The organism is Rhodoferax sp. GW821-FHT02C08, from assembly GCF_059421805.1.
Genome location: NZ_JBWKVR010000013.1, coordinates 130,302 through 153,060 on the forward strand (window position 1 = coordinate 130,302; position 22,759 = coordinate 153,060).

20 protein-coding genes are annotated in these 22,759 nt (G+C 64.4%); 13 read left to right on the forward strand and 7 right to left on the reverse strand.

Annotated elements, in window-relative coordinates; genetic code table 11:
* Window positions 1-163 precede the first annotated feature (163 nt).
* Entirely contained in the window at window positions 164-1,192 is a 1,029-nt protein-coding gene (locus tag AC07VY_RS16815; protein WP_495075990.1) for a LacI family DNA-binding transcriptional regulator, read from the forward strand.
* Between the two features lie 9 nt (window positions 1,193-1,201).
* Here AC07VY_RS16815 and map read toward each other — a convergent pair whose 3' ends face one another.
* Together map and AC07VY_RS16825 are read right to left on the reverse strand one after the other, a co-directional pair.
* Window positions 1,202-1,996, reverse strand: a complete 795-nt coding sequence (map, locus tag AC07VY_RS16820) for a type I methionyl aminopeptidase (RefSeq protein WP_495098437.1) — start codon at window positions 1,994-1,996, stop codon at window positions 1,202-1,204.
* On the reverse strand, window positions 1,993-2,217 hold the full coding sequence (locus AC07VY_RS16825) for a ParD-like family protein (protein WP_495098438.1): 225 nt from the start codon (window positions 2,215-2,217) through the stop codon (window positions 1,993-1,995). Before AC07VY_RS16825 ends, map begins: the two co-directional genes overlap by 4 nt.
* A 326-nt stretch (window positions 2,218-2,543) precedes the next feature.
* Here AC07VY_RS16825 and AC07VY_RS16830 point away from each other — a divergent pair, with 326 nt between their 5' ends.
* Genes AC07VY_RS16830 through yicI form a run of 5 tightly spaced genes read left to right on the forward strand, consistent with a single transcriptional unit; the run spans window position 2,544 to window position 8,970 of the window.
* Window positions 2,544-3,764 (forward strand): ABC transporter substrate-binding protein, encoded by a 1,221-nt coding sequence (locus AC07VY_RS16830; RefSeq protein ID WP_495098439.1) that lies wholly within the window; start codon window positions 2,544-2,546, stop codon window positions 3,762-3,764.
* A gap of 7 nt (window positions 3,765-3,771) precedes the next feature.
* Entirely contained in the window at window positions 3,772-4,719 is a 948-nt protein-coding gene (locus tag AC07VY_RS16835) for a carbohydrate ABC transporter permease (protein ID WP_495098440.1), read from the forward strand.
* Window positions 4,720-4,728: 9 nt separating this feature from the next.
* Complete coding sequence (locus tag AC07VY_RS16840; protein ID WP_495098441.1) at window positions 4,729-5,541, forward strand: carbohydrate ABC transporter permease; 813 nt, start codon at window positions 4,729-4,731, stop codon at window positions 5,539-5,541.
* Window positions 5,542-5,548: 7 nt separating this feature from the next.
* Window positions 5,549-6,610 (forward strand): ABC transporter ATP-binding protein, encoded by a 1,062-nt coding sequence (locus AC07VY_RS16845; RefSeq protein ID WP_495098442.1) that lies wholly within the window; start codon window positions 5,549-5,551, stop codon window positions 6,608-6,610.
* 29 nt (window positions 6,611-6,639) lie between these two features.
* Window positions 6,640-8,970, forward strand: coding sequence for an alpha-xylosidase (gene yicI, locus AC07VY_RS16850; RefSeq protein WP_495098443.1), 2,331 nt, complete (start codon window positions 6,640-6,642; stop codon window positions 8,968-8,970).
* Between the two features lie 56 nt (window positions 8,971-9,026).
* Here the strand turns inward: yicI and AC07VY_RS16855 are convergent, their stop codons facing one another.
* Entirely contained in the window at window positions 9,027-10,457 is a 1,431-nt protein-coding gene (locus tag AC07VY_RS16855; RefSeq protein ID WP_495098444.1) for an aminotransferase-like domain-containing protein, read from the reverse strand.
* 110 nt (window positions 10,458-10,567) lie between these two features.
* Here AC07VY_RS16855 and AC07VY_RS16860 point away from each other — a divergent pair, with 110 nt between their 5' ends.
* The 4 genes from AC07VY_RS16860 (at window position 10,568) to AC07VY_RS16875 (ending at window position 16,825) form a co-directional block, all read left to right on the forward strand.
* Window positions 10,568-11,281, forward strand: a complete 714-nt coding sequence (locus AC07VY_RS16860; RefSeq protein ID WP_495098445.1) for a c-type cytochrome — start codon at window positions 10,568-10,570, stop codon at window positions 11,279-11,281.
* Window positions 11,278-12,546 carry a c-type cytochrome gene (locus tag AC07VY_RS16865; RefSeq protein ID WP_495098446.1) on the forward strand — a complete coding sequence of 423 codons (1,269 nt, stop codon included), beginning with the start codon at window positions 11,278-11,280 and terminating at the stop codon, window positions 12,544-12,546. Before AC07VY_RS16860 ends, AC07VY_RS16865 begins: the two co-directional genes overlap by 4 nt.
* Window positions 12,547-12,641: 95 nt before the next feature.
* Window positions 12,642-15,524: a C1 family peptidase gene (locus tag AC07VY_RS16870; RefSeq protein WP_495098447.1), complete on the forward strand. Its 2,883-nt coding sequence runs from the start codon at window positions 12,642-12,644 to the stop codon at window positions 15,522-15,524.
* 77 nt (window positions 15,525-15,601) lie between these two features.
* Window positions 15,602-16,825 (forward strand): M20 aminoacylase family protein, encoded by a 1,224-nt coding sequence (locus tag AC07VY_RS16875; RefSeq protein WP_495098448.1) that lies wholly within the window; start codon window positions 15,602-15,604, stop codon window positions 16,823-16,825.
* 97 nt (window positions 16,826-16,922) lie between these two features.
* On the opposite strand, the gene AC07VY_RS16880 is transcribed toward AC07VY_RS16875, so the two are convergent.
* From AC07VY_RS16880 to AC07VY_RS16890, 3 genes are all read right to left on the reverse strand, one after another.
* Window positions 16,923-17,393 (reverse strand): hypothetical protein, encoded by a 471-nt coding sequence (locus tag AC07VY_RS16880; protein ID WP_495075977.1) that lies wholly within the window; start codon window positions 17,391-17,393, stop codon window positions 16,923-16,925.
* A gap of 244 nt (window positions 17,394-17,637) precedes the next feature.
* Window positions 17,638-17,991 (reverse strand): hypothetical protein, encoded by a 354-nt coding sequence (locus tag AC07VY_RS16885; protein WP_495098449.1) that lies wholly within the window; start codon window positions 17,989-17,991, stop codon window positions 17,638-17,640.
* A 40-nt stretch (window positions 17,992-18,031) separates the two neighbouring features.
* Window positions 18,032-18,343 (reverse strand): BON domain-containing protein, encoded by a 312-nt coding sequence (locus AC07VY_RS16890; RefSeq protein WP_495075975.1) that lies wholly within the window; start codon window positions 18,341-18,343, stop codon window positions 18,032-18,034.
* A gap of 321 nt (window positions 18,344-18,664) precedes the next feature.
* Here AC07VY_RS16890 and AC07VY_RS16895 point away from each other — a divergent pair, with 321 nt between their 5' ends.
* On the forward strand, window positions 18,665-18,985 hold the full coding sequence (locus tag AC07VY_RS16895) for a hypothetical protein (protein ID WP_495075974.1): 321 nt from the start codon (window positions 18,665-18,667) through the stop codon (window positions 18,983-18,985).
* Window positions 18,986-19,061: 76 nt separating this feature from the next.
* Here the strand turns inward: AC07VY_RS16895 and AC07VY_RS16900 are convergent, their stop codons facing one another.
* Window positions 19,062-21,131: an ATP-binding protein gene (locus AC07VY_RS16900; RefSeq protein ID WP_495098450.1), complete on the reverse strand. Its 2,070-nt coding sequence runs from the start codon at window positions 21,129-21,131 to the stop codon at window positions 19,062-19,064.
* Between the two features lie 72 nt (window positions 21,132-21,203).
* Between AC07VY_RS16900 and AC07VY_RS16905 the strand changes: the two genes are divergently transcribed.
* The gene (locus AC07VY_RS16905) at window positions 21,204-21,935 is read left to right on the forward strand and encodes a response regulator (protein WP_495075972.1); all 732 of its coding nucleotides are present in this window, start codon (window positions 21,204-21,206) and stop codon (window positions 21,933-21,935) included.
* A 242-nt stretch (window positions 21,936-22,177) separates the two neighbouring features.
* Window positions 22,178-22,546 carry a phosphomannose isomerase type II C-terminal cupin domain gene (locus AC07VY_RS16910; protein WP_495098451.1) on the forward strand — a complete coding sequence of 123 codons (369 nt, stop codon included), beginning with the start codon at window positions 22,178-22,180 and terminating at the stop codon, window positions 22,544-22,546.
* Window positions 22,547-22,759: the final 213 nt, after the last annotated feature.

The following is a 22,759-nucleotide window of genomic DNA, read 5'->3' on the forward strand; positions in this document are numbered from 1 at the left end:
TGAGAGCTGCTAGCGCAGGTACTATCTGCGCCGGCGGCCTTTTTTGTCTGTAAGCCGGTATGGGAGCCGTGCTACAGTAAATCATGCCCTCCCTATCTGCTTTCGCCTTCCGCTTGCGCGCATTGCCGCAGCTGGGGCCGCTGCACTCCACCTGAGCACCGCCATGGGTATCAAAAGCCTGGCCCAGGACCTGGGCCTGTCCATTGCCACGGTGTCGCGGGCGCTGAACAACCACCCCGAAGTCAGCGCCCAGACCCGCTTGCGCGTGCAAGTCGCCGCCCAGGCCCGCGCCTATGCGCCCAACCAGTCGGGCCGTAGCCTGCGCAAGGGTCGGCACAACACCATCGGCCTGATGCTGCCGCCCAAAAGCAGCCATGAAAACTACACCTGGTCATTGTTCCTGACCCTGGCCGAAGGCATACAAACCCGCATTGCCTCCGAAGACCTGGAGCTGGTGTTGTTCCAGAACCGTGACGACGCCGACGAGCTGGCGCGCCTCAAGCGCGTGGTCGAGCGGCGCCTGGTGGACGGCCTGGTGCTGGCCGGCACGCGCCGCAAGGACGAGCGCCTGGATTACATCGCTGCGCAAGGCTTCCCGTACGTGGCGCTGGGCCGCAGCAACTCGGGCGGTGAACATGCCTGGATGGATCTGGACTTTGAACTGGGCGTGGCCCAGGTGGTGGGCAGCCTGGTGGCGCGTGGCCACCAGCGCATCGCACTATGCACGCCGCAAGACGATGCCATGCAAGGCCATTTGATGCGCAAGGGCTACCGCAGCGCCATGCGCCGCCATGGCCTGGTGGTGGCCAACGGCCTGGTTGGCCGTGAAGAGCTTTCCGAGCGCGGCGGCCACCGCGAAATACACCGCCTGCTGGCTTTGCCCGAGCCGCCCACCGCCGTGATTCTGCAAAGTGACTGCATGGCCATAGGTGCCTACGGCGGCCTGCACGAGCGCGGCTTGCAGCCGGGCCGGGACATGGCGATTTTTGGCGGTGTGCTGACGGGTGAGCTGGCGCAGTACCTGTCGCCCCGGCTCAGCGGCTTCTCGGTAGACCTGCGCCCGTTGGGTGCGCGCCTGGCCGAGGCGCTGCTGGTACGCATGGCGGCGGCCGATGCGGGTACGCCGGCGGCCGGTTTCCAGCAGCTGTGGCCGCTGAACATCCTGCAGGGTGGCAGCGACGTTGCTGGCTAGTACCGTGGTCTAGACGATGGCAGGGTAGCTGCCGTAGCCCTCGGGCCAGGGTGTCAAAACTTCGAAGCCGGTTTCGGTCACCGCGACCATGTGCTCCCACTGGGCAGACAGCGAGTGGTCTTTGGTCACGACCGTCCAGCCGTCGGCCAGCTCCTTGGTTTCGCGCCGCCCGGCGTTGACCATGGGCTCGATGGTGAAGATCATGCCGGCCTCCAGTTTCAACCCTTCGCCACGCCGGCCGTAGTGCAGCACCTGGGGCGTGTCGTGGTAGATCTGGCCTATGCCATGGCCGCAGTATTCCCGCACCACGCTGAAGTTCTCGCGGTGCGCCACGGTCTGGATCGCATGGCCGACATCGCCCAGGGTGGCGCCGGGTTTGACCTGCAGAATGCCGGCGCGCATGGCCTCGTAGGTGGTGTCCACCAGGCGTTTCGCCAGCGGGCTGGGTTCGCCTACAAAGTACATGCGGCTGCAGTCGCCAAACCAGCCGTCCTTGATGATGGCCACGTCGATATTGATGATGTCACCGCGCTTGAGCACCTTGGGCCCAGGGATGCCGTGGCAGATCACGTGGTTGACCGAGGTGCATAGCGTCTTGGGGTAGCCGTGGTAGCCGATGTTGGCGGGTATGGCCTCCAGCACATTGATGATGTAGTCATGGCACAGCTTGTCCAGCGCGTCGGTGGTCACGCCGGCCTGCACGTGCTCGCCAATCATGCGCAGCACCTCGGCGGCCAGATGGCCAGCGCGGCGGGCGAGGGCGACTTCCGCTGGCGTGCGGATGGTGACGGTTTCGCTCTTCATGCCTGGGCCTTTCGGGGGAGCTTCATCACCTGCGCATCGGCGCGGATTTCGTCTTGTATCAGCAGCCGGCACAGCTCGCCGTATTTCAGCTCGGGGTTCAGCTCGCCCATCATGCCGATGCGCATCCAGTGTTCCGCCTGCGCGTTGATGGAACGGCCCAAGGCGGCGCTGGCAACCCGCAGGTTGTCGTGCATAGGTTCCGAGATTTTGACGAGGCCCACGTTGCTGTACTCCGATATATGAAACGACTATGTTACGTATATCTCGATAACCTGGCGTAGTGCTGGGGTTTGCCGCCGCGCTGCTTTGCGTGTCGTGCATGGCAGACCAAGGGTTTTCATGGGATTTCCCAGCTTGACGTACTTAGTTCGAGCATTGAATAATATGTTTCCGTAAACGTTTCCGGTGATGCAAGTCAAAGTATTGAAGGAAGCAACGGGTGATAAGAACGACGTGGTGCAAGGACGCGGGCGCTGGGCGCCCAGCCGCTGTGCCACCGCAGGCCGGGCAACCCGCCTGGATGTGCCAACTACAAGGAGACAAAACCATGCATCGACGATTTGCCCTGCAATGGGCTACCGCTGCCATAGCCGTACTCAGCATCGGCATCAGCGCCGCCCAGGCCGAGACCCTGAAGATCTGGAGCTTTGGCGAGCAGGACAACTACACCGAAGCCATGGTGAAGGAGTTCCAGGCCAAGAACCCTGACCTGACCATCGAGGTGCGCCGCGTCGCGTTCTCTGATGTGAACGACGAGGCCTTGCGCGCCATCCGCTCCGGCACCGGGCCGGACATCATGCCCATAGACAACCCGAACGTCGCCTTCTTCGCAGCCAAGAAGGCGCTGCTGGAGCTGGACGACATGGTCAAGCAGTCCAAGGTCATCAACGCCGACAAGATCTTCCCCGGCCCCCGGCTGAACTCCAGCTGGAAGGGCAAGCTGGTCGGCATACCGCGCGGCGCCAACACCATTGCGCTGTACATCAACGACGATATGTTCCGCGAAGCCGGCCTGGACCCCGACAAGCCACCGCGCACCTGGGCCGAGCTGCATGACGCTGCAGCCAAGCTGAACAACCCGGCCAAAAACATCTACGGCTTTGCCTTCTCGGCGCGCGGCAACGAGGAGGGCACCTTCCAGTTCCTGCCCTATATCCAGAGCACCGGCGCCGACTGGGACAAGCTGAACAGCCCCGGCGCCATCCGCGCGGTAGAGTTCTGGCAAAAGCTGCTGGACGAAAAGTTGGCCTCGCGCGATACGCTGAACCGCGGCCAGTCTGACTCCACCGCCACCTTTGTCAACGGCAACGCGGCGATGGTGGTGTCCGGTCCCTGGGAGATTCCGGGCATCGACAAGAACGCCAAGTTCAAGTGGCGCGTGGCCTTGCTGCCGGGCGAGAAGGCCGACAGCCCACGCACCTCCGCCCTGGGCGAGCAAAGCTATGTGATCCCCAAGACGGCGGCCAACCCCAAGGCGGCCTTCCGCTTTCTGGAATACGTGATCTCGCAGCAGGGGCGCAACTGGAATGACTTCGGCATCCTGCCCGCCACCTCGGATGCGGTGTCCAAAGACCCGAAATGGCCGCAGGCCTACCAGGCTTTTGCCGAGCAGATGAAGTACGCCCGCCCGCGCGGCCCCAACCCCGAGTGGCCGCAGATTTCCAAGGCGATTTCGGGCGCCATGCAGCAGGTGTTGACGCACCAGTCAGACGCCAAAACCGCCATGGCCGCCGCAGCGGCCCAGGTGCAGCGTGTCAGCAAAAACTAAGAGCGCGATGGCCCTGCCATCCCTGCCATTCCTGCGGCCTGGCCGCGGGGATGGCGTCCTGCACCGGCCCCCGCGCAGCTACGGCAGCTTCGAGCAATGGCTGCTGGTGCTGGGCCTGGCCTATCTGCTGGTGTTTGCCGGCATTCCACTGTTCTACAACCTGCTGATGTCTTTCCAGGAGGTGGATGCCATGGCGCCGGGTGCTTGGTGGTCGCGGCCCTGGGTGGGCCTGGACAACTACATCGACGTCCTGCAGCGCCCCGAGGCGCGTGGCGTGTGGCTGAACACCGGGCTGTTTATCGCGCTGTCGCTGCTGTTCCAGGTGGTGCTGGGCTTTGGCCTGGCTCTGCTGTTCCAGGAGGCGTTTCTGGGCGCCACGGTGATGCGCGGTCTGTTCCTGGCCGGCTGGATCATGCCCGGCCTGGTGGCCGGCGTGGTCTGGAAGCTGCTGTTTGCGGGCGACTACGGCGTGCTCAACCACGTGCTGCTGCAGCTGGGCCTGGTGCATGAAGCCATCTACTGGCTGTCGGACGCGCGCTACGCGCTGTACGCCATCATCATCGCCAATGTGTGGCTGGGCGTGCCTTTCAATATGCTGCTGCTGTCGGCCGGGCTGGCGCAGATTCCGCGCGACCTGTACGAGGCCGCCGAGCTGGACGGCGCGAATGCCTGGCAGCGTTTTACCTCCATCACCTTGCCGATGATGGCCTCCACACTGGGCGCGGTGATTGCGCTGGGTGTGATCATGACCATCCAGCAGTTCGACCTGGTGGCGGCGTTGACCCAGGGTGGCCCGGCGAATGCGTCGCAGCTGGCGCAGCACTGGTCGTGGCAGCTGTCGTTCCAGACCTTTGAGGTGGCGTCGGGCAGTGCGATTGCTTCGCTGATGCTGGTCGTGGTGGTGGCCACGGCGGTGGTCTATGTGCGCGCCACCCGCCGCGAGCGGCTGGTGTAAGAGGTGGCGATGCGACGCAAGCTGCTGTTCTGCCTGGCGCTGGCACTGACCGCGCTGTACCTGTTCCCGCTGTACTGGATGTTCATCACGGCGTTCAAGAGCAACCCCGAGCTGTTCCGCCTGCCGCCGACCTTCTGGCCGGAGGCCGCGCAGTCGAATATTGCCCGCGTATTCCACGACTACGCCATGGGCCGCAATCTGTGGAATTCGCTGGTGATTGCCAGCGGCGTGACGGCGGCCACGGTGCTGCTGGGCACCGGCGCGGCCTATGCGCTGGCCCAGGCGCGCAGCCGCTGGATAGAGACGGCGCTGTTCGCCGTGCTGGTGCTGCAGGCCCTGCCGCCGGCGCTGATGGTGACGCCCATCTTCGCGGCCTTCCAGGAGCTGGGTCTGCTGGGCTTTCCGCGCCTGTCGGTCACGCTGGCGCAGATCAGCAAGACCCTGCCTTTCTACATGGTGCTGATGCGCTCGGCCTTTGTACAGGTACCACGCGAGCTGCGTGAAGCCGCCCTGGTGGACGGCGCCACGCCGTGCCAGGCTTTCATCCACGTGGTGCTGCCGCTGGTGCGCAACAGCGTGCTGGTGACCGGCATCCTGGTCTTCCTGCAGACCCTGGGTGAGTACGTGTTCTCGCGCTCGCTGATCCTGGACGACAAGTACACCACCACCACCGTGGCGCTGGCGGCTTTTGTGGGCGACACCAAGACCGACTGGGTCGGCATCATGACCTACGCGGCCATCTACACCACGCCGATTCTCATCACCTTCATGCTGCTGCAGCGGCGCATTGTCAGCGGCCTGACGGCTGGCGCACTCAAGTAGGTTCTCCATGAATACCATCGAAATCCAGGGCCTGGTGAAGGCCTTTGGCAGCACCGCCATCCTGCGCGAGATTGACCTCAACATTGCGCGCGGCAGCTTTGTGGCGCTGGTCGGGCCCTCGGGCTGCGGCAAGTCCACACTGCTGCGCACCATTGCCGGGCTGGAGGACATTACCGCCGGCACGCTGCGCATCGATGGCGCGGTGGTCAACCACAAGCCGCCGCGCGAGCGCGATGTGGCCATGGTGTTCCAGTCGTATGCGCTGTACCCGCATATGGACGTGGCGCGCAATATGAGCTATTCGCTGCGGCTGAAGAAGGCCACGACGGAGACGATAGGCAAGGCCCTGGATGGCGTGGCCAACACCCTGGGTCTGCAGACCCTGCTGCAGCGCATGCCACGTGAACTGTCGGGCGGCCAGCGCCAGCGCGTGGCCATGGGCCGGGCCATCGTGCGCCAGCCCAAGGTGTTTTTGTTTGACGAGCCTCTGTCCAACCTGGACGCGGCCCTGCGCGTGCACATGCGCAGCGAGATCCGCAAGCTGCACCAGCGCCTGCAAGCCACCTCGGTGTATGTGACGCACGACCAGATCGAGGCCATGACCATGGCCGACCAGGTGGTGGTGATGCGTGCCGGCCGCATTGAGCAGGTGGGCACGCCGCTGGAGTTGTATGACAAGCCCAGCAACCGCTTCGTGGCGGGCTTCATTGGCTCACCGGCTATGAACTTTGTAGCGGGTGTGGTGGGTGGCGATGGGCTGCAGGTGGCCATCACCGGCGCTGCGGGCCGTGTGCTGGCGCTGGACCGCAAACGCCCCGTAGGCCGTGCGGTGTGGGTGGGCCTGCGCCCCGAGCATCTGCGCATCCAGCAAGGCAGCAGCCTGCTGGGCCGGGTGGATGCGGTGGAGTCCACCGGCAGCATGACCTTCATCACTTTCGACCTGGCGGGTTGCAGCGTCACGCTGGCCCAGACCGGCCGGGTCTCTTTTGTTCCGGGCGACTGGGTGCCGCTGGGTATAGACCCGGCCCAGGTCCATGTTTTTGACCACTCCACCGAAGCCGCGCTGTGACTGCAAGGCCGTATTTCTGAACCACCTTTATGAAGATCAACGACGGTAACTGGCTCATCCGCAAGGGCCTGCAAGTGATGTATCCGGTGCATGTGCACGAGGTGCAGCAGCGCGGCAATGAACTGCTGGTGCACGCCGCGCCCAAGGACGTGTCGCAGCGCGCCTACCAGCTGGACACGGCGCTGTTCACCCTGCGCCTGTTTGCGCCGCGCCCCGGCATCATCGGCGTGCGCATGGAGCACTTCCAGGGCGGAGGCCCGGCCAAGCCGGCATTCACTCTGTATGCCGATCAGGGCAGCGCGGCCAAGGTGGAGATGGGGCCTGAACACGCCACGCTCAGCAGCGGCACGTTGTCGGTCCGCATTCCGCGCAGCGGCCCCTGGGCGCTGGACTTCTTCCACGGCGCGCAGCGCCTGACCGGCAGCGGCCTGCGCAGCGGCGGCCAGGCGCTGGAGGAGGCCACGGGCCGTGCGTATATGTTCGAACGCCTGGACCTGGGCGTGGGCGAAAACATCTACGGCCTGGGCGAGCGCTTCACACCCTTTGTGCGCAACGGCCAGGTGGTGGATATCTGGAACCAGGATGGCGGCACCAGCTCCGAGCAGTCGTACAAGAACATTCCGTTCTACCTCAGCTCGCGCGGCTACGGCGTGTTCGTCAACACGCCGCGCCTGGTGTCCTTCGAGGTGGGCTCGGAAAAGGTGGCCAAGGTGCAGTTCAGCACCGAGGGCGAAGCACTGGAGTACTTCGTCATCGACGGCCCCGGCCCCAAGGACGTGCTGGACCGCTACACCCAGCTCACCGGCCGCCCGCCGCTGCCGCCGCAGTGGTCGTTTGGCCTGTGGCTGACGACATCCTTCACCACCGACTACAACGAAGAGACCGTCAACCACTTCATCGACGGCATGGCCGAGCGCGGTCTGCCGCTGCATGTGTTCCATTTCGACTGCTTCTGGATGAAGGCCTTCCATTGGTGCGACTTTGAATGGAACCGCGAGAACTTCCCCGATCCGGTGGGCATGCTGGCCCGGTTGAAGGAGCGCGGTTTGAAGATCTGCCTCTGGATCAACCCCTACATCGCCCAGCCCTCGCCGCTGTTCCAGGAGGGCATGGCCAAAGGCTACTTGCTGCGACGGCCGGATGGCAGCGTCTGGCAGTGGGACCGCTGGCAGCCCGGCCAGGCCCTGGTGGACTTCAGCAACCCCGCCGCCTGCGACTGGTATGCCGACCACCTGCGCCGCCTGATCGACATGGGTGTGGACTGCTTCAAGACCGACTTTGGCGAGCGCATCCCTACCGACGTGGTCTACCACGATGGTTCCGACCCGCAGGGCATGCGCAACTACTACAGCTTCATCTACAACCAGCTGGTCTACCGTGTGCTGCAGGAGAAGCTGGGCGAGACAGAGGCCGTGCTGTTTGCCCGCGCTGCTACGGTGGGCGGCCAGCAGTTTCCGGTGCACTGGGGTGGCGACTGCAGCTCCAACTACGAGTCCATGGCCGAGAGCTTGCGTGGCGGTCTGTCGCTGGGCTTGTCGGGCTTTGGCTACTGGAGCCATGACATCGGCGGCTTCGAGAACACCGCGCCGGCCGACGTGTACAAGCGCTGGTGCGCCTTCGGCCTGCTGTCCAGCCACAGCCGGTTGCACGGCAGCAAGTCCTACCGTGTGCCATGGCTGTTTGACGAAGAGGCGGTGGACGTGCTGCGCCACTTCACGCAGTGGAAGTGCCGCCTCATGCCCTATCTGTGGGACGCCGCCGTGCAGGCCCGCGACCACGGTACGCCCATGGTGCGGCCGCTGCTGCTGGAGTTTCCGCAGGACCTGAACACCCACAGCCTGGACCGCCAGTACCTGCTGGGTAGCCAGCTGCTGGTGGCGCCCGTGCTGCGCAGCGATTCCGAGGTGGACGTGTACCTGCCCGAGGGCCGCTGGACCCACTTGTTCACCGGCGAGGTGGTGGACGGCGGCCGCTGGCGCCATGAGCAACACGGCATGCTGAGCCTGCCGCTGTACGTACGCCCCGGCAGCCTGCTGGCCCTGGGTGCGCGCAACGACCGGCCCGACTACGACTACCGCGATGGCCTGGAGTTGCACCTGTTCGAGCTGGTCGATGGCCAGACTAGCTGCGTGCGGGTGCCCGATGCCCAAGGCAACGCCGCATTGCAGATGTATGTGCGCCGCGACGGCCAGCACCTGCACCTGCGCTGGCAGGGCCAGCTCTGGTCGGCCGTGCTGGTGCTGCGCGGTCTGCATGCCTTGCAGCAGGTGCCGGAGCATCTGCGGGCAGAGGCCAGCGCGCAAGGTCTGCGGGTGCATCTGCCGGAAGACGGGCAGACCCTGGACCTGCGGCTGGCATAGCGCTGATTGCTATTAAATAAGTAGCTGCTTGCGCAGGTATTACCTGCGCTGGCGGCCTATTTCTTATAAATGTCTTGCGCGCGTGCCAGCGCACCCAGCGTGGCCATGGCGGCTTCCATGCGCGCATCCCAGGGGTGGCCGTAGTTCAGCCGTATGCAGTGGCGCAGGCCCTGTCGTGCGGAGAAGATCGGCCCCGGCGCGATGCCTATGCCTTGCGCCAGCGCCTGCTGGTGCAGGGCCAGAGTGTCGAAGCCAGGCGCAAAGGAAAGCCACACAAAATACCCGCCGCCCGGCTGCGATAGCTGCACATCGGCGGGGAAGTGGCGGGCGATGGCGGCGACCAGGCTGGAGTGCTGCGACTCCAGCGTGTGGCGCAGCCGGCGCAGGTGCTTGTCGTAGCCGCCGCGCTGCAGATAGTCGGCTAGCGCGGCCTGGGCCGGCAGGCTGGCGCCCAGCGTGGTCATCAGCTTCAGGCGCTGTATGCGCTGGCCGAAGCGGCCGGGTGCCACCCAGCCCACGCGGTAGCCGGGCGCCAGGGTTTTGCTGAACGAGCTGCAGTGCATCACCAGGCCGTGTTGGTCATAGGCCTTGGCGGGCAGCGGCGCGCGGCTGTCGAAGTACAGCTCGCCGTACACATCGTCTTCTACCAGCGGAATTTGGTGGCTGGCCAGCAGCGCCACCAGGCGCTGCTTGTTCGCCGCAGACAGGCTGGCACCGGTGGGGTTCTGGAAGCTGGTCATGAACCAGCAGGCCTTTACCGGGTGGCGCTTTAGGGCCTGCTCCAGCGCGTCCAGGTCCAGGCCGTGCTGCGGTTGCACCGGGATTTCCAGCGCGCGCATTTTCAGCCGCTCCAGCGCCTGCAGGCTGGCGTAGAAGCCGGGCGACTCCACCGCCACCAGGTCGCCGGGCTGGGCCACGGCACTCAGGCACAGGTTCAGCGCCTCCAGCGCGCCGCTGGTCACGATGAGCTCTTCGGCCGGCTGCACCATGCCCAGGGCCAGGTAGCGCTGCGCAATCTGCTGGCGCAGGTGGGCGCTGCCCTGCGGCAGGTGCTGCACGGTTTGCCAGGGTTGCGTCTGGCGGTTGCCGGCGGTCAAGGACTGGGCCAGGCGTTGGAGCGGAAACAGCTCGGGCGAGGGGAAGGCCGAACCCAGCGGCACGATGTCGCGCTGCTGCGCCGCGTCCAGCACCGCAAATACCAGCTCGCTGATGTCCACCTTGGCGGCAACCCGCGCGGGCGACGGGGCGGTGCGGGCCGTGGGTGCGGGCGGCAGGCTGGTGGCGGCCGTCACAAAGTAGCCGGAGCGCTCACGCGCCCGCACCAGGCCTTTTTCTTCCAGGCGGTAATAGGCCTGGAAGGCGGTGGACGGGCTGACGCCCTGCTGCGCAGTGAGTGTGCGGATGGACGGCATGCGGCTGCCCGGCGCGCGCAGGCCAGAGCGAATGTCGGCGGCCAGCAGCTCGGCCAGCTGTTCGTAACGTTTCATGTTGATTCCAACTGATCCGTAGATTTTTGCATTTTTGGCATCTGATATGGTTTTTTAAACGCCAACTGCTGCTGTCCCTGGCGCGGCAAGTCCGGCATGATTCCGCCACTGTGAAAATTATTCTGCGCACCCTTGTCTTGCCCTTGCTGTGGGCCGCTGGCACCTGCCTGGCCGCGCCGCCCGTGTTTGAGGACAGCATGGCCCAGCGCACCCTGGCCTGCGTGGCCTGCCATGGCAAAGAGGGCCGGGCGGCCAGCGACGGCTACTACCCGCGCATCGCCGGCAAGCCGGCCGGCTATCTGTACCACCAGCTGCTGAACTTTCGCGACAACCGGCGCCACTACGGCCTGATGACGCAGATGGTGGACCCGCTGAGCGATGCCTATCTGATGGAAATTGCCCAGTACTTTGCAGCCTTGGACTTGCCATACCCTGCGCCCCAGCCTAGCAGCGCACCTGTTGAGCAACTGCGCCGAGGCCAACAACTAGTCAGTCAAGGCGACACCGCCCGGCAGGTCCCCGCCTGCGCCCAATGCCACGGCGCTGCGCTGACCGGCGTGGCGCCCAATATCCCCGGTCTGCTGGGTCTGCCGCGCGACTACCTGAATGCCCAGCTGGGCGCCTGGCGCACCGGCCAGCGCCGCGCCCATGCGCCCGACTGCATGGCCGATGTGGCACGCAAGCTGCCGCCGGAAGATGTGTCCGCCGTCACCGCCTGGCTGGCCGCGCAGCCGCTGCCCGCCAATACCCACGCGGTGGCCGCTTTGCCTGCACTCTTGCCAGGCGCCAAGACCATCGTTTGCGGAAGTGCACCCGCGCCATGAAGAAGATCACCTTCGGACTGCTGGTTGCCCTGGCTCTGTGCGCCCTGGTGTGGGCCTTGAACGTGCGCGATGAATCTGACGATGCATCCGCCGCACCCACGGTCACGCCCGAGCTGCTGCAGCGCGGTGCCTACCTGGCGCGCCTGGGCAATTGCGCGGCCTGCCACACCACGCGTGGCGGCACGCCCTATGCTGGTGGGCGCGGCATAGACACGCCGTTTGGCACGGTTTACAGCAGCAACCTCACGCCGGATGCTGCAACCGGCATAGGCCGCTGGTCGGCCAGCGACTTCTGGCGCTCGCTGCACAACGGTCGATCCAAGGACGGGCGGCTGCTGTACCCGGCCTTCCCATACACCAGCTACACGGCGGTGACACGCGCCGACTCCGACGCGCTGTACGCCTATCTGCAGAGTTTGCCGGCCACCGCGCAGGCCACCACGCCGCATGCGCTGCGCTGGCCCTTCAGCACCCAGCCAGCGCTGGCGGTGTGGCGGGCGCTGTACTTTCAGCCGGGTGTGCAGCAGCCCGAGCCGCAGCAGTCGGCCGAATGGAACCGGGGTGCTTATCTGGTGCGCGGCCTGGGCCATTGCGGCGCCTGCCACACGGCGCGTAATGCGCTGGGCGCCAGCAGCGGCGAGCTGGACCTGGCCGGCGGCTTGATCCCCATGCAGAACTGGTACGCACCCGCACTGACCTCGCCGCATGAGGCCGGCGTGGCTGGCTGGCCGCGCGAAGACGTGGTGCGCCTGTTGCAGACCGGCACGGTCCCGGGCGCACTGGTGCAAGGCCCCATGGCCGAGGTGGTGCTGCAGAGCACGCAGTACTGGTCGGCTGCCGACCTGGGTGCGGTCGCCACCTATTTGCAGGCCCTGCCGCAGACCACGGCCGCGCCACCCGTGCGCGACCTGTCGCCCACCCCTGGCCGCATGCTGGAGCGCGGCGCGCAGCTGTACGACAAGCACTGCGCCCAATGCCATGGTGCGCAAGGCCAGGGTGTGGCCGGCGCGTATCCGGCACTGGCGGGCAACCGCGCTGTCACCATGGCCAGCACGGCGAATCTGGTGCAGACCGTGCTGAACGGCGGCTTTGCCCCCGCTACTGCCGGCAACCCGCGTCCCTTCGGCATGCCGCCCTTTGTGCTGGTGCTGGACGATAGCGACATTGCCGCTGTGCTGACGCATATCCGCAGCGCCTGGGGCAACCAGGCGCAGGGCGTGACCGAACTGGATGTGAACCGCATGCGCGCCAGCCCGGGGCATTGAAGCACTGGGTCCATCCCGCAAATAAGGGATGTTCTTTGCGCTGTGGCGGGTTCACAATGCATGCCCGACACACCCTCTGTCGAGAGGAGCACACCATGGGCATGCTTTGGGTTCGGGGTTACCAGGGGCCGGAGATTCCAGCCTTGCGCAAGGCGCTGGTTGCGGTGTTGGGCAGCGATGCGCTGGCTTTTCCCAGTCTGGCCAAGGGGGCTCCGTCCGACTTGGTGGATGCCGACGTGGAGGCTGCGGCCCGGCGCTGGCAGTCGGGCGTGGGCCTGGTGGCCGATGGTGTGGTGGGGCCGTACTGCCAGCTGCAGCTGGGTCTGGCCAAGGCCCCGGCGATGGAGTTGGCACTGACACCGGACGCCGTACGCCAGCTCTTTCCAGCGACCAAGCCCGCCAATATCGCCCGCTACCTGCCCTATGTGGTGGCGGCCTTGGGCGCGCTGGGCCTGACGGACCGGCCCATCATCTGCGCTGCACTGGGCACCATCCGTGCAGAGACCGAGGGCTTTCTGCCGATTTCCGAGTTCGTGTCGCAGTTCAATACCGCGCCCGGCGGCATGCCGTTTGGCCTGTACGACGGACGCAAGGCGCTGGGCAATACCCAGCCCGGCGATGGCGCGCGCTTCAAGGGCCGCGGTTTTGTGCAGCTGACTGGGCGCAGCAATTACCAAAACTATGGCAAGGCCCTGGGCTTTGACCTGGCTGCCAACCCGGACCTGGCGAATGCGCCCGAGGTGGCGGCCCTGTTGCTGGCCCGTTTCATTGCCGACAAGGCCGATGCTATGCGTCAGGCCCTGGCCACGGGTGGTTACGCGGTGGCACGCAAGCTGGTCAACGGCGGCGCGCACGGTCTGGACCGGTTCAAGGATGTGTTCGTGCTGGCCGACAAGGTCTGGCCTGTGGAGGCTGTGGCGGCCAAGGCGGGCGCGCCGGTTAAACGGAGCAAGAGCACCAAGGCCAAGGCAGCACCGGTGTCGCGTCAGCTGACCGTACGCAAGGACCCTCCGGACCTGTGTGACCGACCTTACCAGCCACCGCCGCTGGGCTTGGACGATGCGTACCCCAGCGACGACGCCATACGCCGCTTTTTACCTGCCTACACCCAGGCCGGCCTGATCCTGGACCAGGGCGGCGAGGGCGCCTGCACCGGTTTCGGCCTGGCCTGCGTGGTCAACTACCTGCGCTGGCGCAAGGCCAATAGCCCGGCCCAGATGACGTCGGTCAGCCCGCGCATGCTGTACAACTTTGCGCGGCGATACGACGAATATGCTGGCGAAAACTATAGCGGCTCCAGCTGCCGCGGCGCGTTGAAGGGCTGGTTCAACCACGGCGTATGCATGGCCGAGGACTGGCCCTACACGCAGGAGCAGCCGCGCTACGGCTATGCGAAGAAGGCGGTGCAGACCACGCTGGGCGTGTACTACCGCATCGACCTGAAGTCCATCACCGACTTGCAGGCGGCGATCCAGGCGGTGGGGGCGGTGTATGTATCGGCTTTCACCCACGAAGGCTGGCACAGCCTGCCGGCACGCAAGAAGAACCCCAAGGGCCATGCCGATATTCCGCTGATTCCGTTCAACGGACGGCCGTCGGAAGACAACGGCCATGCCTTCGCGCTGGTGGGCTTCAACAACCAGGGTTTTGTGGTGCAGAACTCCTGGGGTAAGGGCTGGGGCATGGGCGGCTTCGGGGTGATCGGCTATGCCGACTGGCTGGCCAATGGCATGGATGCCTGGGTGGTGGCCATGGGTGTGCCGGGTGTGGTGGTGGGGCGTGTCAGCGTGGTGGCCTCGCAGGCCAACGCCGCGGTGGGTGATGCCAATACCAGCCAGTGGTGGAGTGAGGACCAGGCCTACCAGCACAGCGTGGTGCTGGGCAACGATGGCCGCGTCAAGCGCTACCTGACCGAAGACGAGCTCAGCCGCACCCTGGGCCACCAGGTGTGTGATCTGCCGGACCAATGGTTTCGCAGCCCGGCCAGTGGCGATGTCAAGCGCCTGGTGCTCTACGCCCACGGCGGCCTGAACAGCGAGGGCGACGCTATTCAACGCGCTCGCGCCATGGGGCGGCACTTTGTGGGCAATGGTTGCTACCCGCTGTTTCTGGTGTGGAAGACGGGGTTGCGCGAGTCGATCGGCGACATCGTTAGCGATGCCTTCCACAAGCAACCTACGCTGGCCGGTGGTCTGGCCGACTGGATTACCGACAAGACCGACCTGGCGATCGAGAAGACCATAGGCCGATCGCTGGCCCGCCCCATCTGGAGCGAGATGAAAGAAAACGCCGAGCTGGCTTTCGGCGCCGGGCGCGGTGGCGAGTTGCTGATCAAGGCGCTGCAGAAGTTGATGGCCACCTGGGGCGACAAATTGGAGATCCACCTCATGGGCCATTCAGCCGGCTCCATCATCCTGGGCCATATGCTCACGGCCTTGGCCGGCCGGGGCGTGCCCACGCCCGCCATCAGTTCCATCCATCTGTACGCCCCGGCGTGCACCGTGGCCTTTGCCAACAAGCACTACGCTATGGACCCGGCGGTGATGGCCCGGCTGCACCTGAGCGTGTTGTCCGACCGGGTGGAGCGCAACGACAACGTGGCGTCCATCTATCGCAAGTCCCTGTTGTACTTTGTGTCTAACGCGCTGGAGGTGGATTTGCGCACGCCCATCCTGGGCATGGAGAACGTCTACCAGGAGGACTACAACGGCTGGGATGGCAGCGCCAGCACCGGCGATGCGCTCAAGGACTGGCGGCGTGCGGTGGCGCAGGCGGGCCTGCAGCGGGATGGGCGCCTGCAGATACTGGACCGCGACAAGGTCACCACGGCTTTGCAAGCCGACGGCAAGACGCCTTTGCAGCAGGTGCCGGCCAGCCATGGCGGCTTTGACAACGATGTGGACGTCGTTGGCCAAACTTTGGGTTTGATACGGCAGGGCCCGCTGTTGCAAGCAGTGGACGATCTGCGCGGCTTTTGACACACAAGGGCGAAGGGTTAGGGTAAAGCTTGTACAGTTCTAAGAACGTTCTTGCAGAACACTGTTTCACGCCGCATATGCCCACCTCTTTGCTCCAAGCCAATGGCCGCGCTTTTGCGCACATCACCCAGTTTCACCCCGAGCTCACGGCCTTGCGCCGCGACCTGCATGCCCATCCCGAGCTGGGTTTTGAAGAGGTCTACACGGCGGCCCGGGTCCAGCAGGCTTTGGAGTTGTGCGGTGTGGACGAGGTGCATACCGGCATAGGCAAGACCGGTGTGGTGGGCGTAATCCATGGGCGCAACGGCAAGGCCGGCAGCGACAAAATGGTGGGCCTGCGAGCCGACATGGATGCGCTGCCCATGACCGAAACGAGCGATCTGGCCTGGAAGTCGGCCAAGACCGGCCTGATGCATGGTTGCGGCCATGACGGCCACACCACCATGCTGGTGGGGGCGGCGCGTTACCTGGCGGAAACGCGCAATTTCGATGGCACGGTGGCGTTGATCTTCCAGCCTGGCGAAGAGGGTTACGCGGGCGCCAAGGCCATGATCCAGGATGGCTTGTTCGACCGCTTCCCGGTCCAGGCGGTATTTGGCATGCACAACTGGCCGCATATGCGACCTGGCTCCATCGGCCTGAATCCGGGCCCGATGATGGCGGCCTCGGACCGGGTGACCATTGAGATCACCGGCCGTGGCGGTCACGGCGCCCATCCCTACCAGAATATCGACCCGGTGCTAGTGGCTGCGCACACCATCACCGCGCTGCAAAGCGTGGTATCGCGCAATATCCGGGCTATAGACAGTGGCGTGGTCAGCATCTGTGCGGTGCAGGCCGGCGACCTGGGCGCCATGAGCGTGGTGCCCGGCAAGGCCACGCTGGTAGGGACGGTGCGCACCTTCAACCCAGCCGTGCAGGACCTGATAGAGCGGCGTATCACCGAGCTGTGCAGCGCTGTCGCTCTGGGTTTTGGCGCAACCGCCTCGGTGCACTATGAGCGGCTGTACCCGCCCACGGTGAATTCGCGCAGTGAAGCGTTGTTTGCAATGCGGGTTGCCGAGGACTTGGTGGGCGCTGCCCAACTGGTGCGCGATCTGGACCCCAGCATGGGTTCGGAGGATTTCTCGTTCATGCTGCAGGTCAAGCCCGGTGCCTATATGCGCATAGGCCAGGGCACGGAAAACGGGCCGGGTAGCTGCGCGCTGCATAACAGCCGCTATGACTTCAACGACGCCATCTTGCCGTTGGGCGGCGCTTTGTACGCCAGCCTGGCCGAGCAGTACATGCCACTGGCCTGATCTGCCCCCCCATTTTCCGCTAGGGATTGGATAGCTGCCTGCGCAGGCGCAACCTACTCTAGAGGCTCATTTTCTGTGCGTATTTTGGGCGTCGGGCTCAAGCCGCGTAGAGGTCGTCGATGTCGGTTTGCGCCGTTTTGCTGCGCCGGGCATTGGCCCTTTGCAACAAGATGGTGATCAGCACCGCTGCGGCGGCGGAGCCGGTTACGACAGGTGAAGTTTTCAGCAGATGGGCCAGGCTGTCCACCGCCTCCACGCTGACTTGCTGCACATGGTCCACCAGCGCGACAACATCACTGGTGTGCACTTGTTGTACGTCTTCCAGCCGTGGCTGTATGTCTTGCCAACCATCGCGAAAGCGTAGCTTGGCGAAGATGCCATTGGCCACTGCTACCAATGACAGCAAGCCCAGCGGGCGTATCAGGTGTGCCAGCAAGCGGCGCTTTTCAGGTGTGGGTGCAGCCTCGAATACCTGGCCGACGAGCTCGGCGATGACGGCGTCCGAAGCGGCAAGCTGGGCGGCAGTGGTCAGAGCGGTAGGCTCTGTAGCGGATGTCTGTGGATGCATGGTGTTTGTCCCCATATTGGTCACTGTTTTCCTGGTGCGGGCCGCGCTTTTAACGCAGAGCACCAGCAGCACATTCATGTGGCTGTATCACATGGAAAATCGTAATTGGGCGGTATGTCTGCATGATGAACCGGTGGGTTGAGCGCGTAAAGGCGACTTAACCATTTGTTACGAATTAACCCTGTTTTTGCACTGCAGCATGAGCCTGTGGGTTGTGCATCGCCATGCTGGTGGCGGTAGATATTCAGCTTCGCAGCGCGTGGCACAGCTGCAGGTTGAATGCGTCGCCTGGCCGTAGCGTCAGCGTATAACCGCGGCAGACCTCACCCAAGATGGCCGTCACCTGGTAGGTGCCGGCGGGAAGGTCCAGCACCAGTTGCGGGCCGGCGTCGGCCACGGTGGCCACCCGCTTGCCTTGCAGGTCGTCTACATGCAGCCGCAGCGTCGGCTTGGTTGGCGCATGGCCTGTGCCCGGCAGGCGCCACCAATCGCGCAGGCGTTGCAAGGCACTTTGGTACTTGTCTGCTGCGGAGTTACAGACGATCAATTGGGCATCGGTGCCAGGGCGGGTGTCCAGGGGGTGCTCGGTGTTCTGCATTGCGCTGTGCTTTCAGGTGGTCCGTGGGATGCGGGCGTTGCTAGTCGCGCGACGAGAAGACGCGGATGCGGCTATACACATTGCCCACACCCGCGACCTGGCTGGCGATGGCACGGGCCTTTGCCTCCTGCTGCGGGCGTTGGGTCCAACCATGCAGCGTGACATCGCTGTTGTGCACCGTTGCGCTGAGATCCTTGGCTTCATTGCCCATCCTGGCGGACAGGGCCGACTCCACGGCGCAGCCCAGTGCTGTGTCGGTGGTGCCTGCGGCTGCAGGCAGGCTGGTCATCAAGAGCAGCGGACCCGCAACGAGGGCGAGCACTGCGATTCGGCGATGGAGTAGGGCGGTCATGGTGGTTCCTTGGCTGCAGTCACAGGTTGAGGTGCTTCTGCAGTTCCATGATCTTCTCGCCAGGCCCCTACGACTTGATGACGTGACCCGCTGGCTCTATGACAGATGTAATCTTCACTGTGCTTCATCTGGCGTTTATCTGGGCTTAACCCAGGGCTAACACCTACTTACAGAAGCGATTGCATCTGTCACGCGCAAATGGATGTGCTGTCATGCGTGTGCGAAAGCATGCTTGCACCATGGCGTTGCAGGCACGTTGTTCCAGGGCTGGAATGGCGTGAGACCCGCATAGCTTCCCATCCGTATAAGAGGTAGACCATCATGCAACGCACATTCAATTCCTGGACATCCCGCACACTTTTGGCCGCAGGTTTGCTGTTCGGCGTGGCAGCCGCTCAGGCCGCCACGGGTTTCACGGTTGGCCAGCAGGACGAAACCCAGATCAAGGTCGGCATGGACGCCGCGTCGGTGCAGCAGGCCCTGGGCCAACCCGAACGCGTGGTTCGTTATGGCAATGAACCGGGTCCAACGTGGGAGTACCGTGTCTTGGGCTCCAACCCTGCTCTGTTTGAGGTGGACTTCAGCGCCGACGGCAAGGTCGCATCGGTAGACCAGCGCGATATCGATGTGAACTCGAACTAAGCGACCTCGTCGACATTGTCCCCGTCAAAAGGGCTTGTCGATCAGCCATGCCGGCTGATCGACAAGCCCTTTTTCGTTAGCGCACCAGCTCCGACAAGGCGCGGGCCAGATCGGCGCGTTGCAGCGGTTTGGTCAACAACCGGGATACACCGGCCTCGGTGGCTCTCTGGGCCAGCAGTGCACCGCCGTAGCCGCTGACCATCAGGATGGGCAGCTGGGGCGCGAATTGGCGCACAGCATCGGTTAGCTGGATGCCGGTCAGCGTTGGCATGACTTCGTCGGTCATCACGGCCGAGAAACGTTCCGGCCCGTCGCGCAGGGCTTGCAGCGCGGCCATCGGGTCGGTAAACCCTACCGTGCGGTAGCCCAGGTTCCCGAGTATTTCTTCGGCCATGGCAACCAGGCCTGGCTCGTCGTCCACCACCAGCAGCGTCTGCCCTGCACCGCAGGGGGCGGACGGCAGCAAGGGCGTGGCGCTGGCCAGCACATCGGTGCATTCCGGAAGGTACAGCGTGAAGCGGGCGCCCTGCAGGGGTTTGCTTTTCACGTCGATAGCACCGTTGAATTCCGCCACTACGCCATGTACTACGGCCAGCCCCAGGCCGGTGCCGGAGTCTGCGCTGCGGGTGGTGAAGAAGGGTTCGAACAGGCGCTCCATCACCTCTGGGCTGATGCCCTTACCCTGGTCGGACACCGTCAAAGCCAGGTAGTTGCCAGCAGGCAGCTGGGTATGGGACAGCACCTGGGGCATGGTGACGGTCTTGCGCACCAGCTGCACACTGACCATGCCGCCGTGGGGCATGGCCTGGATGGCATTGGTGCACAGGTTCATCACGGCCTCGAAGGCCTGGGTTGGGTCGCCGCGCAGCAGGGCGCCATGTGCTTCCAGGCCGCGCTGCAGCACCACGCCCGGGCGCAGCGTAGCGGCCAGCAGGGTCAGCACTTCTTCAATGATGGGTTCGAGTTCGAACACGGTGGAGGTGCAGCCGCCCCCGCGACCAAATGACAGGATGCGTTCTACCAGCGACTTGCCGCGCAAAGCGGCTTGCAACACCTTGTCGATGTGACGGGCCTGGGCGCTGCCGGGCGCGGCCGCGTCCTGCGCCATTTCGCCGAAGCCGACAATGGCCGCCAGCGCATTGTTGAAGTCGTGCGCTACGCTGCCGGCCATCACGCCTAGCGACTCCAGCTTGCTGGCACGCGACACCTGGGCCTGCAAAGCCTGCTGGGCGGCAATGCGGCGTTGGTCGGCGCGCTCCACCAGAAACACCGCGATGCCCATGATGGCAAGCAGCAGCACAATACTGGCCAGGGTGATTTTCACGGTGTCGCGCCATGGGGCCAATATGACGTCCAGATCCCGGGTGATAACCACGTCCAGCCCATAGTTGGGCAGGCGCCGCAAGGCCACCAGATACTTGCGCCCGTCCGGGAATTCGTGGACGGCTGTGCGTTGGTGGTTGGCCAGGCGCTGGGCAATCTCTTGCTCACTCAATGACGATTGCCGTACATAGGATGCAGCCAGCAGCACGCCATCCTGGCGGAACACGGACATATGTGCGTCTGGCGCCTGGGACGCCACGGTGAAAGCGCCCAGCAGGGCATTCGATGGCAGGGCTGCATAAATCCAGCCATGGTGCTGCGGAGTGGTGAACTGCGCGGCCAGCGTGACGGCCGTGGTGGTGCGGTTCTGCTCGGGATGAGAGCGGCCGATTGCGGTCGTCTCGGTATCCAGTTTGTTCAAGGGCGGAGAAAAATCGGGCTGCTCCGGCAGCGGCATATCGGTGGACGCCGCCAGCACCCGTCCATCGTGGCTGACCAGCCAGAGCGAGCGCACCATGGTCATTAGCTCGGTGCGGGTGCGCAGCGCCTCTTCGGCATCGGTGCCGGTTAGCGGTATGCGGTTGTAGCGCAATTCGTCCTGCATGGCATGCATGCCGCTTTGGATGCCTTGCAGTGTGCGGTGCATTTCGTCGCTCAGGGCTAGCGACAAGGTGTTCAACTCCCGCGTCTGGCTGTCTATGGTTTCGCTGCGCAAATGCCATAGTGCGACGCCCGCCACCAGTAGTAGCGGCAAGCCCAGGCCCAGTGCCCAGGCCCAGATACGCGGCGCTATGGCTTTGCGGGTGGTGTCGGTCTCTTGCATCTGATGGAAACTCCTGTGGGCGGTGCTGGCCATAATCCCGGATACTCTGTAAAGATTTCCATCTACTGATTTATGCAAACATCGACTGCCCCGCACATTCTAGTGATCGACGACGATCCCAACATCCGTGAGCTGGTGGTGGAATACCTGGGGGACAACGATTTGCGTGTCAGTGCCGGTGCCTCGGGTCGAGAGCTGTTCGAGATGGTAGACCGCGAGGCCATCGACCTGGTGCTGCTGGATCTGAAGCTGCCAGGCGAAGACGGCATGCAGCTGGCCCGCACCCTGCGCGAGCGCGCCACCATTCCCATCATCCTGCTGACCGGCCGCGCCGAGGAGGCCGACCGCGTCATGGGGCTGGAGCTGGGGGCCGACGACTACGTGACCAAGCCCTTCAGCCCGCGCGAGCTACTAGCGCGGGTGCGTGCGGTGCTGCGCCGTTACCAGGTGCAAGCCACTCTGCCGGAACGCGACAACAGCCGCCGCGCATTCCGCTTTGCCGGCTGGGAGCTGAACCTGCGCACCCGGCGCCTGGTGGCACCGGGCGGGGATTCGGTGGAGCTGTCGAATGGCGAATTCAGCCTACTGTCCGCGCTGTGCCGTGCACCGCAACGTGTGCTGTCGCGCGACCAGCTGCTGTCCATGTCGCGCCTGCACGAGGCCGAGGTGTATGACCGGACCATCGATGTGCAAATCCGCCGCCTGCGCATCAAGGTGGAGCTGGACGCCGCCAACCCGCAGCTCATCGTGACGGAGCGGGGTGCGGGCTATCTGCTGGCCAGCGAGGTCGAGACCCTGTACTGAAGCCGCTGTGCTGCCGGGGAAGGTGTTACAGGGTGTATTAGTTTGCTACCCGTAGCGGGTAATTCTTGGTGCTATTTGCTATTGAATAGATAGCTGTATGTGCAGGAATTTATTGCGTTAGCGCTTGTTTTTGTGCTTGGTGTTTCAGGCTGCCGGATGCGATGGGGTAGGCGACAACTACGGGTTACTATCTAGTGCTTGCCAGCTTTACTTTACACAGTGCAGAGAGCATCGCCATACCCATGAATACTTCTACACGCACCGTTTCCATTGAACGTACCGAGCGCCCCTGGGGCTGGTATGAAAACATGCACGAGGCTCCTGGCCACAAGGTCAAGCGCATCGGCGTGCACCCCGGTCAGCAGCTGAGCCTGCAGAAGCACCACCAGCGCGCCGAGCACTGGGTGGTAGTGATTGGCACCGCCATCGTCACGGTGGGCGACAAGGTGCTGGAACTCAGCCCCGGTCAGCATGTGGACATTGCCATCGGCGAAGTACACCGCCTGGCCAACAAGACCACAGGCCCGGTGGAAATCATGGAAGTGCAGTACGGCAGCTACCTGGGTGAGGACGACATCGTGCGCTTGCAGGACGATTACGGAAGGGACTAGGCTCACCCCCAGGCTGCGCGCACTTCGTGTCGCTACGCCAACCCCCTTGCAGGGGGCGAACCCAGCGGCCCGGCGAAGCCGGTTCCGCGGGTTCTCTGGAGGGGGCTTCGCTGCGCTTGCCTTGAGAATGCAGGGTTAAGGCAACGCTGAACAAGCCTCTTCAAAATAGGCCCATGCATCTACCAGGGTCCGATTTCGGCCACTTGGGCGTTC

What these genes read in the sequence shown, in the direction of transcription:
- AC07VY_RS16890 (WP_495075975.1), bottom strand. Translation starts at nt 18,343, where the DNA reads ATGACCGCCCTACTCCATCGCCGAATCGCAGTGCTCGCCCTCGTTGCG.
- yicI (WP_495098443.1), top strand. Translation starts at nt 6,640, where the DNA reads ATGAAGATCAACGACGGTAACTGGCTCATCCGCAAGGGCCTGCAAGTG.
- AC07VY_RS16855 (WP_495098444.1), bottom strand. Translation starts at nt 10,457, where the DNA reads ATGAAACGTTACGAACAGCTGGCCGAGCTGCTGGCCGCCGACATTCGC.
- AC07VY_RS16840 (WP_495098441.1), top strand. Translation starts at nt 4,729, where the DNA reads ATGCGACGCAAGCTGCTGTTCTGCCTGGCGCTGGCACTGACCGCGCTG.
- AC07VY_RS16880 (WP_495075977.1), bottom strand. Translation starts at nt 17,393, where the DNA reads ATGCATCCACAGACATCCGCTACAGAGCCTACCGCTCTGACCACTGCC.
- AC07VY_RS16845 (WP_495098442.1), top strand. Translation starts at nt 5,549, where the DNA reads ATGAATACCATCGAAATCCAGGGCCTGGTGAAGGCCTTTGGCAGCACC.
- AC07VY_RS16885 (WP_495098449.1), bottom strand. Translation starts at nt 17,991, where the DNA reads ATGCAGAACACCGAGCACCCCCTGGACACCCGCCCTGGCACCGATGCC.
- AC07VY_RS16875 (WP_495098448.1), top strand. Translation starts at nt 15,602, where the DNA reads ATGCCCACCTCTTTGCTCCAAGCCAATGGCCGCGCTTTTGCGCACATC.
- AC07VY_RS16830 (WP_495098439.1), top strand. Translation starts at nt 2,544, where the DNA reads ATGCATCGACGATTTGCCCTGCAATGGGCTACCGCTGCCATAGCCGTA.
- AC07VY_RS16910 (WP_495098451.1), top strand. Translation starts at nt 22,178, where the DNA reads ATGAATACTTCTACACGCACCGTTTCCATTGAACGTACCGAGCGCCCC.
- map (WP_495098437.1), bottom strand. Translation starts at nt 1,996, where the DNA reads ATGAAGAGCGAAACCGTCACCATCCGCACGCCAGCGGAAGTCGCCCTC.
- AC07VY_RS16870 (WP_495098447.1), top strand. Translation starts at nt 12,642, where the DNA reads ATGGGCATGCTTTGGGTTCGGGGTTACCAGGGGCCGGAGATTCCAGCC.
- AC07VY_RS16905 (WP_495075972.1), top strand. Translation starts at nt 21,204, where the DNA reads ATGCAAACATCGACTGCCCCGCACATTCTAGTGATCGACGACGATCCC.
- AC07VY_RS16815 (WP_495075990.1), top strand. Translation starts at nt 164, where the DNA reads ATGGGTATCAAAAGCCTGGCCCAGGACCTGGGCCTGTCCATTGCCACG.
- AC07VY_RS16900 (WP_495098450.1), bottom strand. Translation starts at nt 21,131, where the DNA reads ATGCAAGAGACCGACACCACCCGCAAAGCCATAGCGCCGCGTATCTGG.
- AC07VY_RS16865 (WP_495098446.1), top strand. Translation starts at nt 11,278, where the DNA reads ATGAAGAAGATCACCTTCGGACTGCTGGTTGCCCTGGCTCTGTGCGCC.
- AC07VY_RS16835 (WP_495098440.1), top strand. Translation starts at nt 3,772, where the DNA reads ATGGCCCTGCCATCCCTGCCATTCCTGCGGCCTGGCCGCGGGGATGGC.
- AC07VY_RS16895 (WP_495075974.1), top strand. Translation starts at nt 18,665, where the DNA reads ATGCAACGCACATTCAATTCCTGGACATCCCGCACACTTTTGGCCGCA.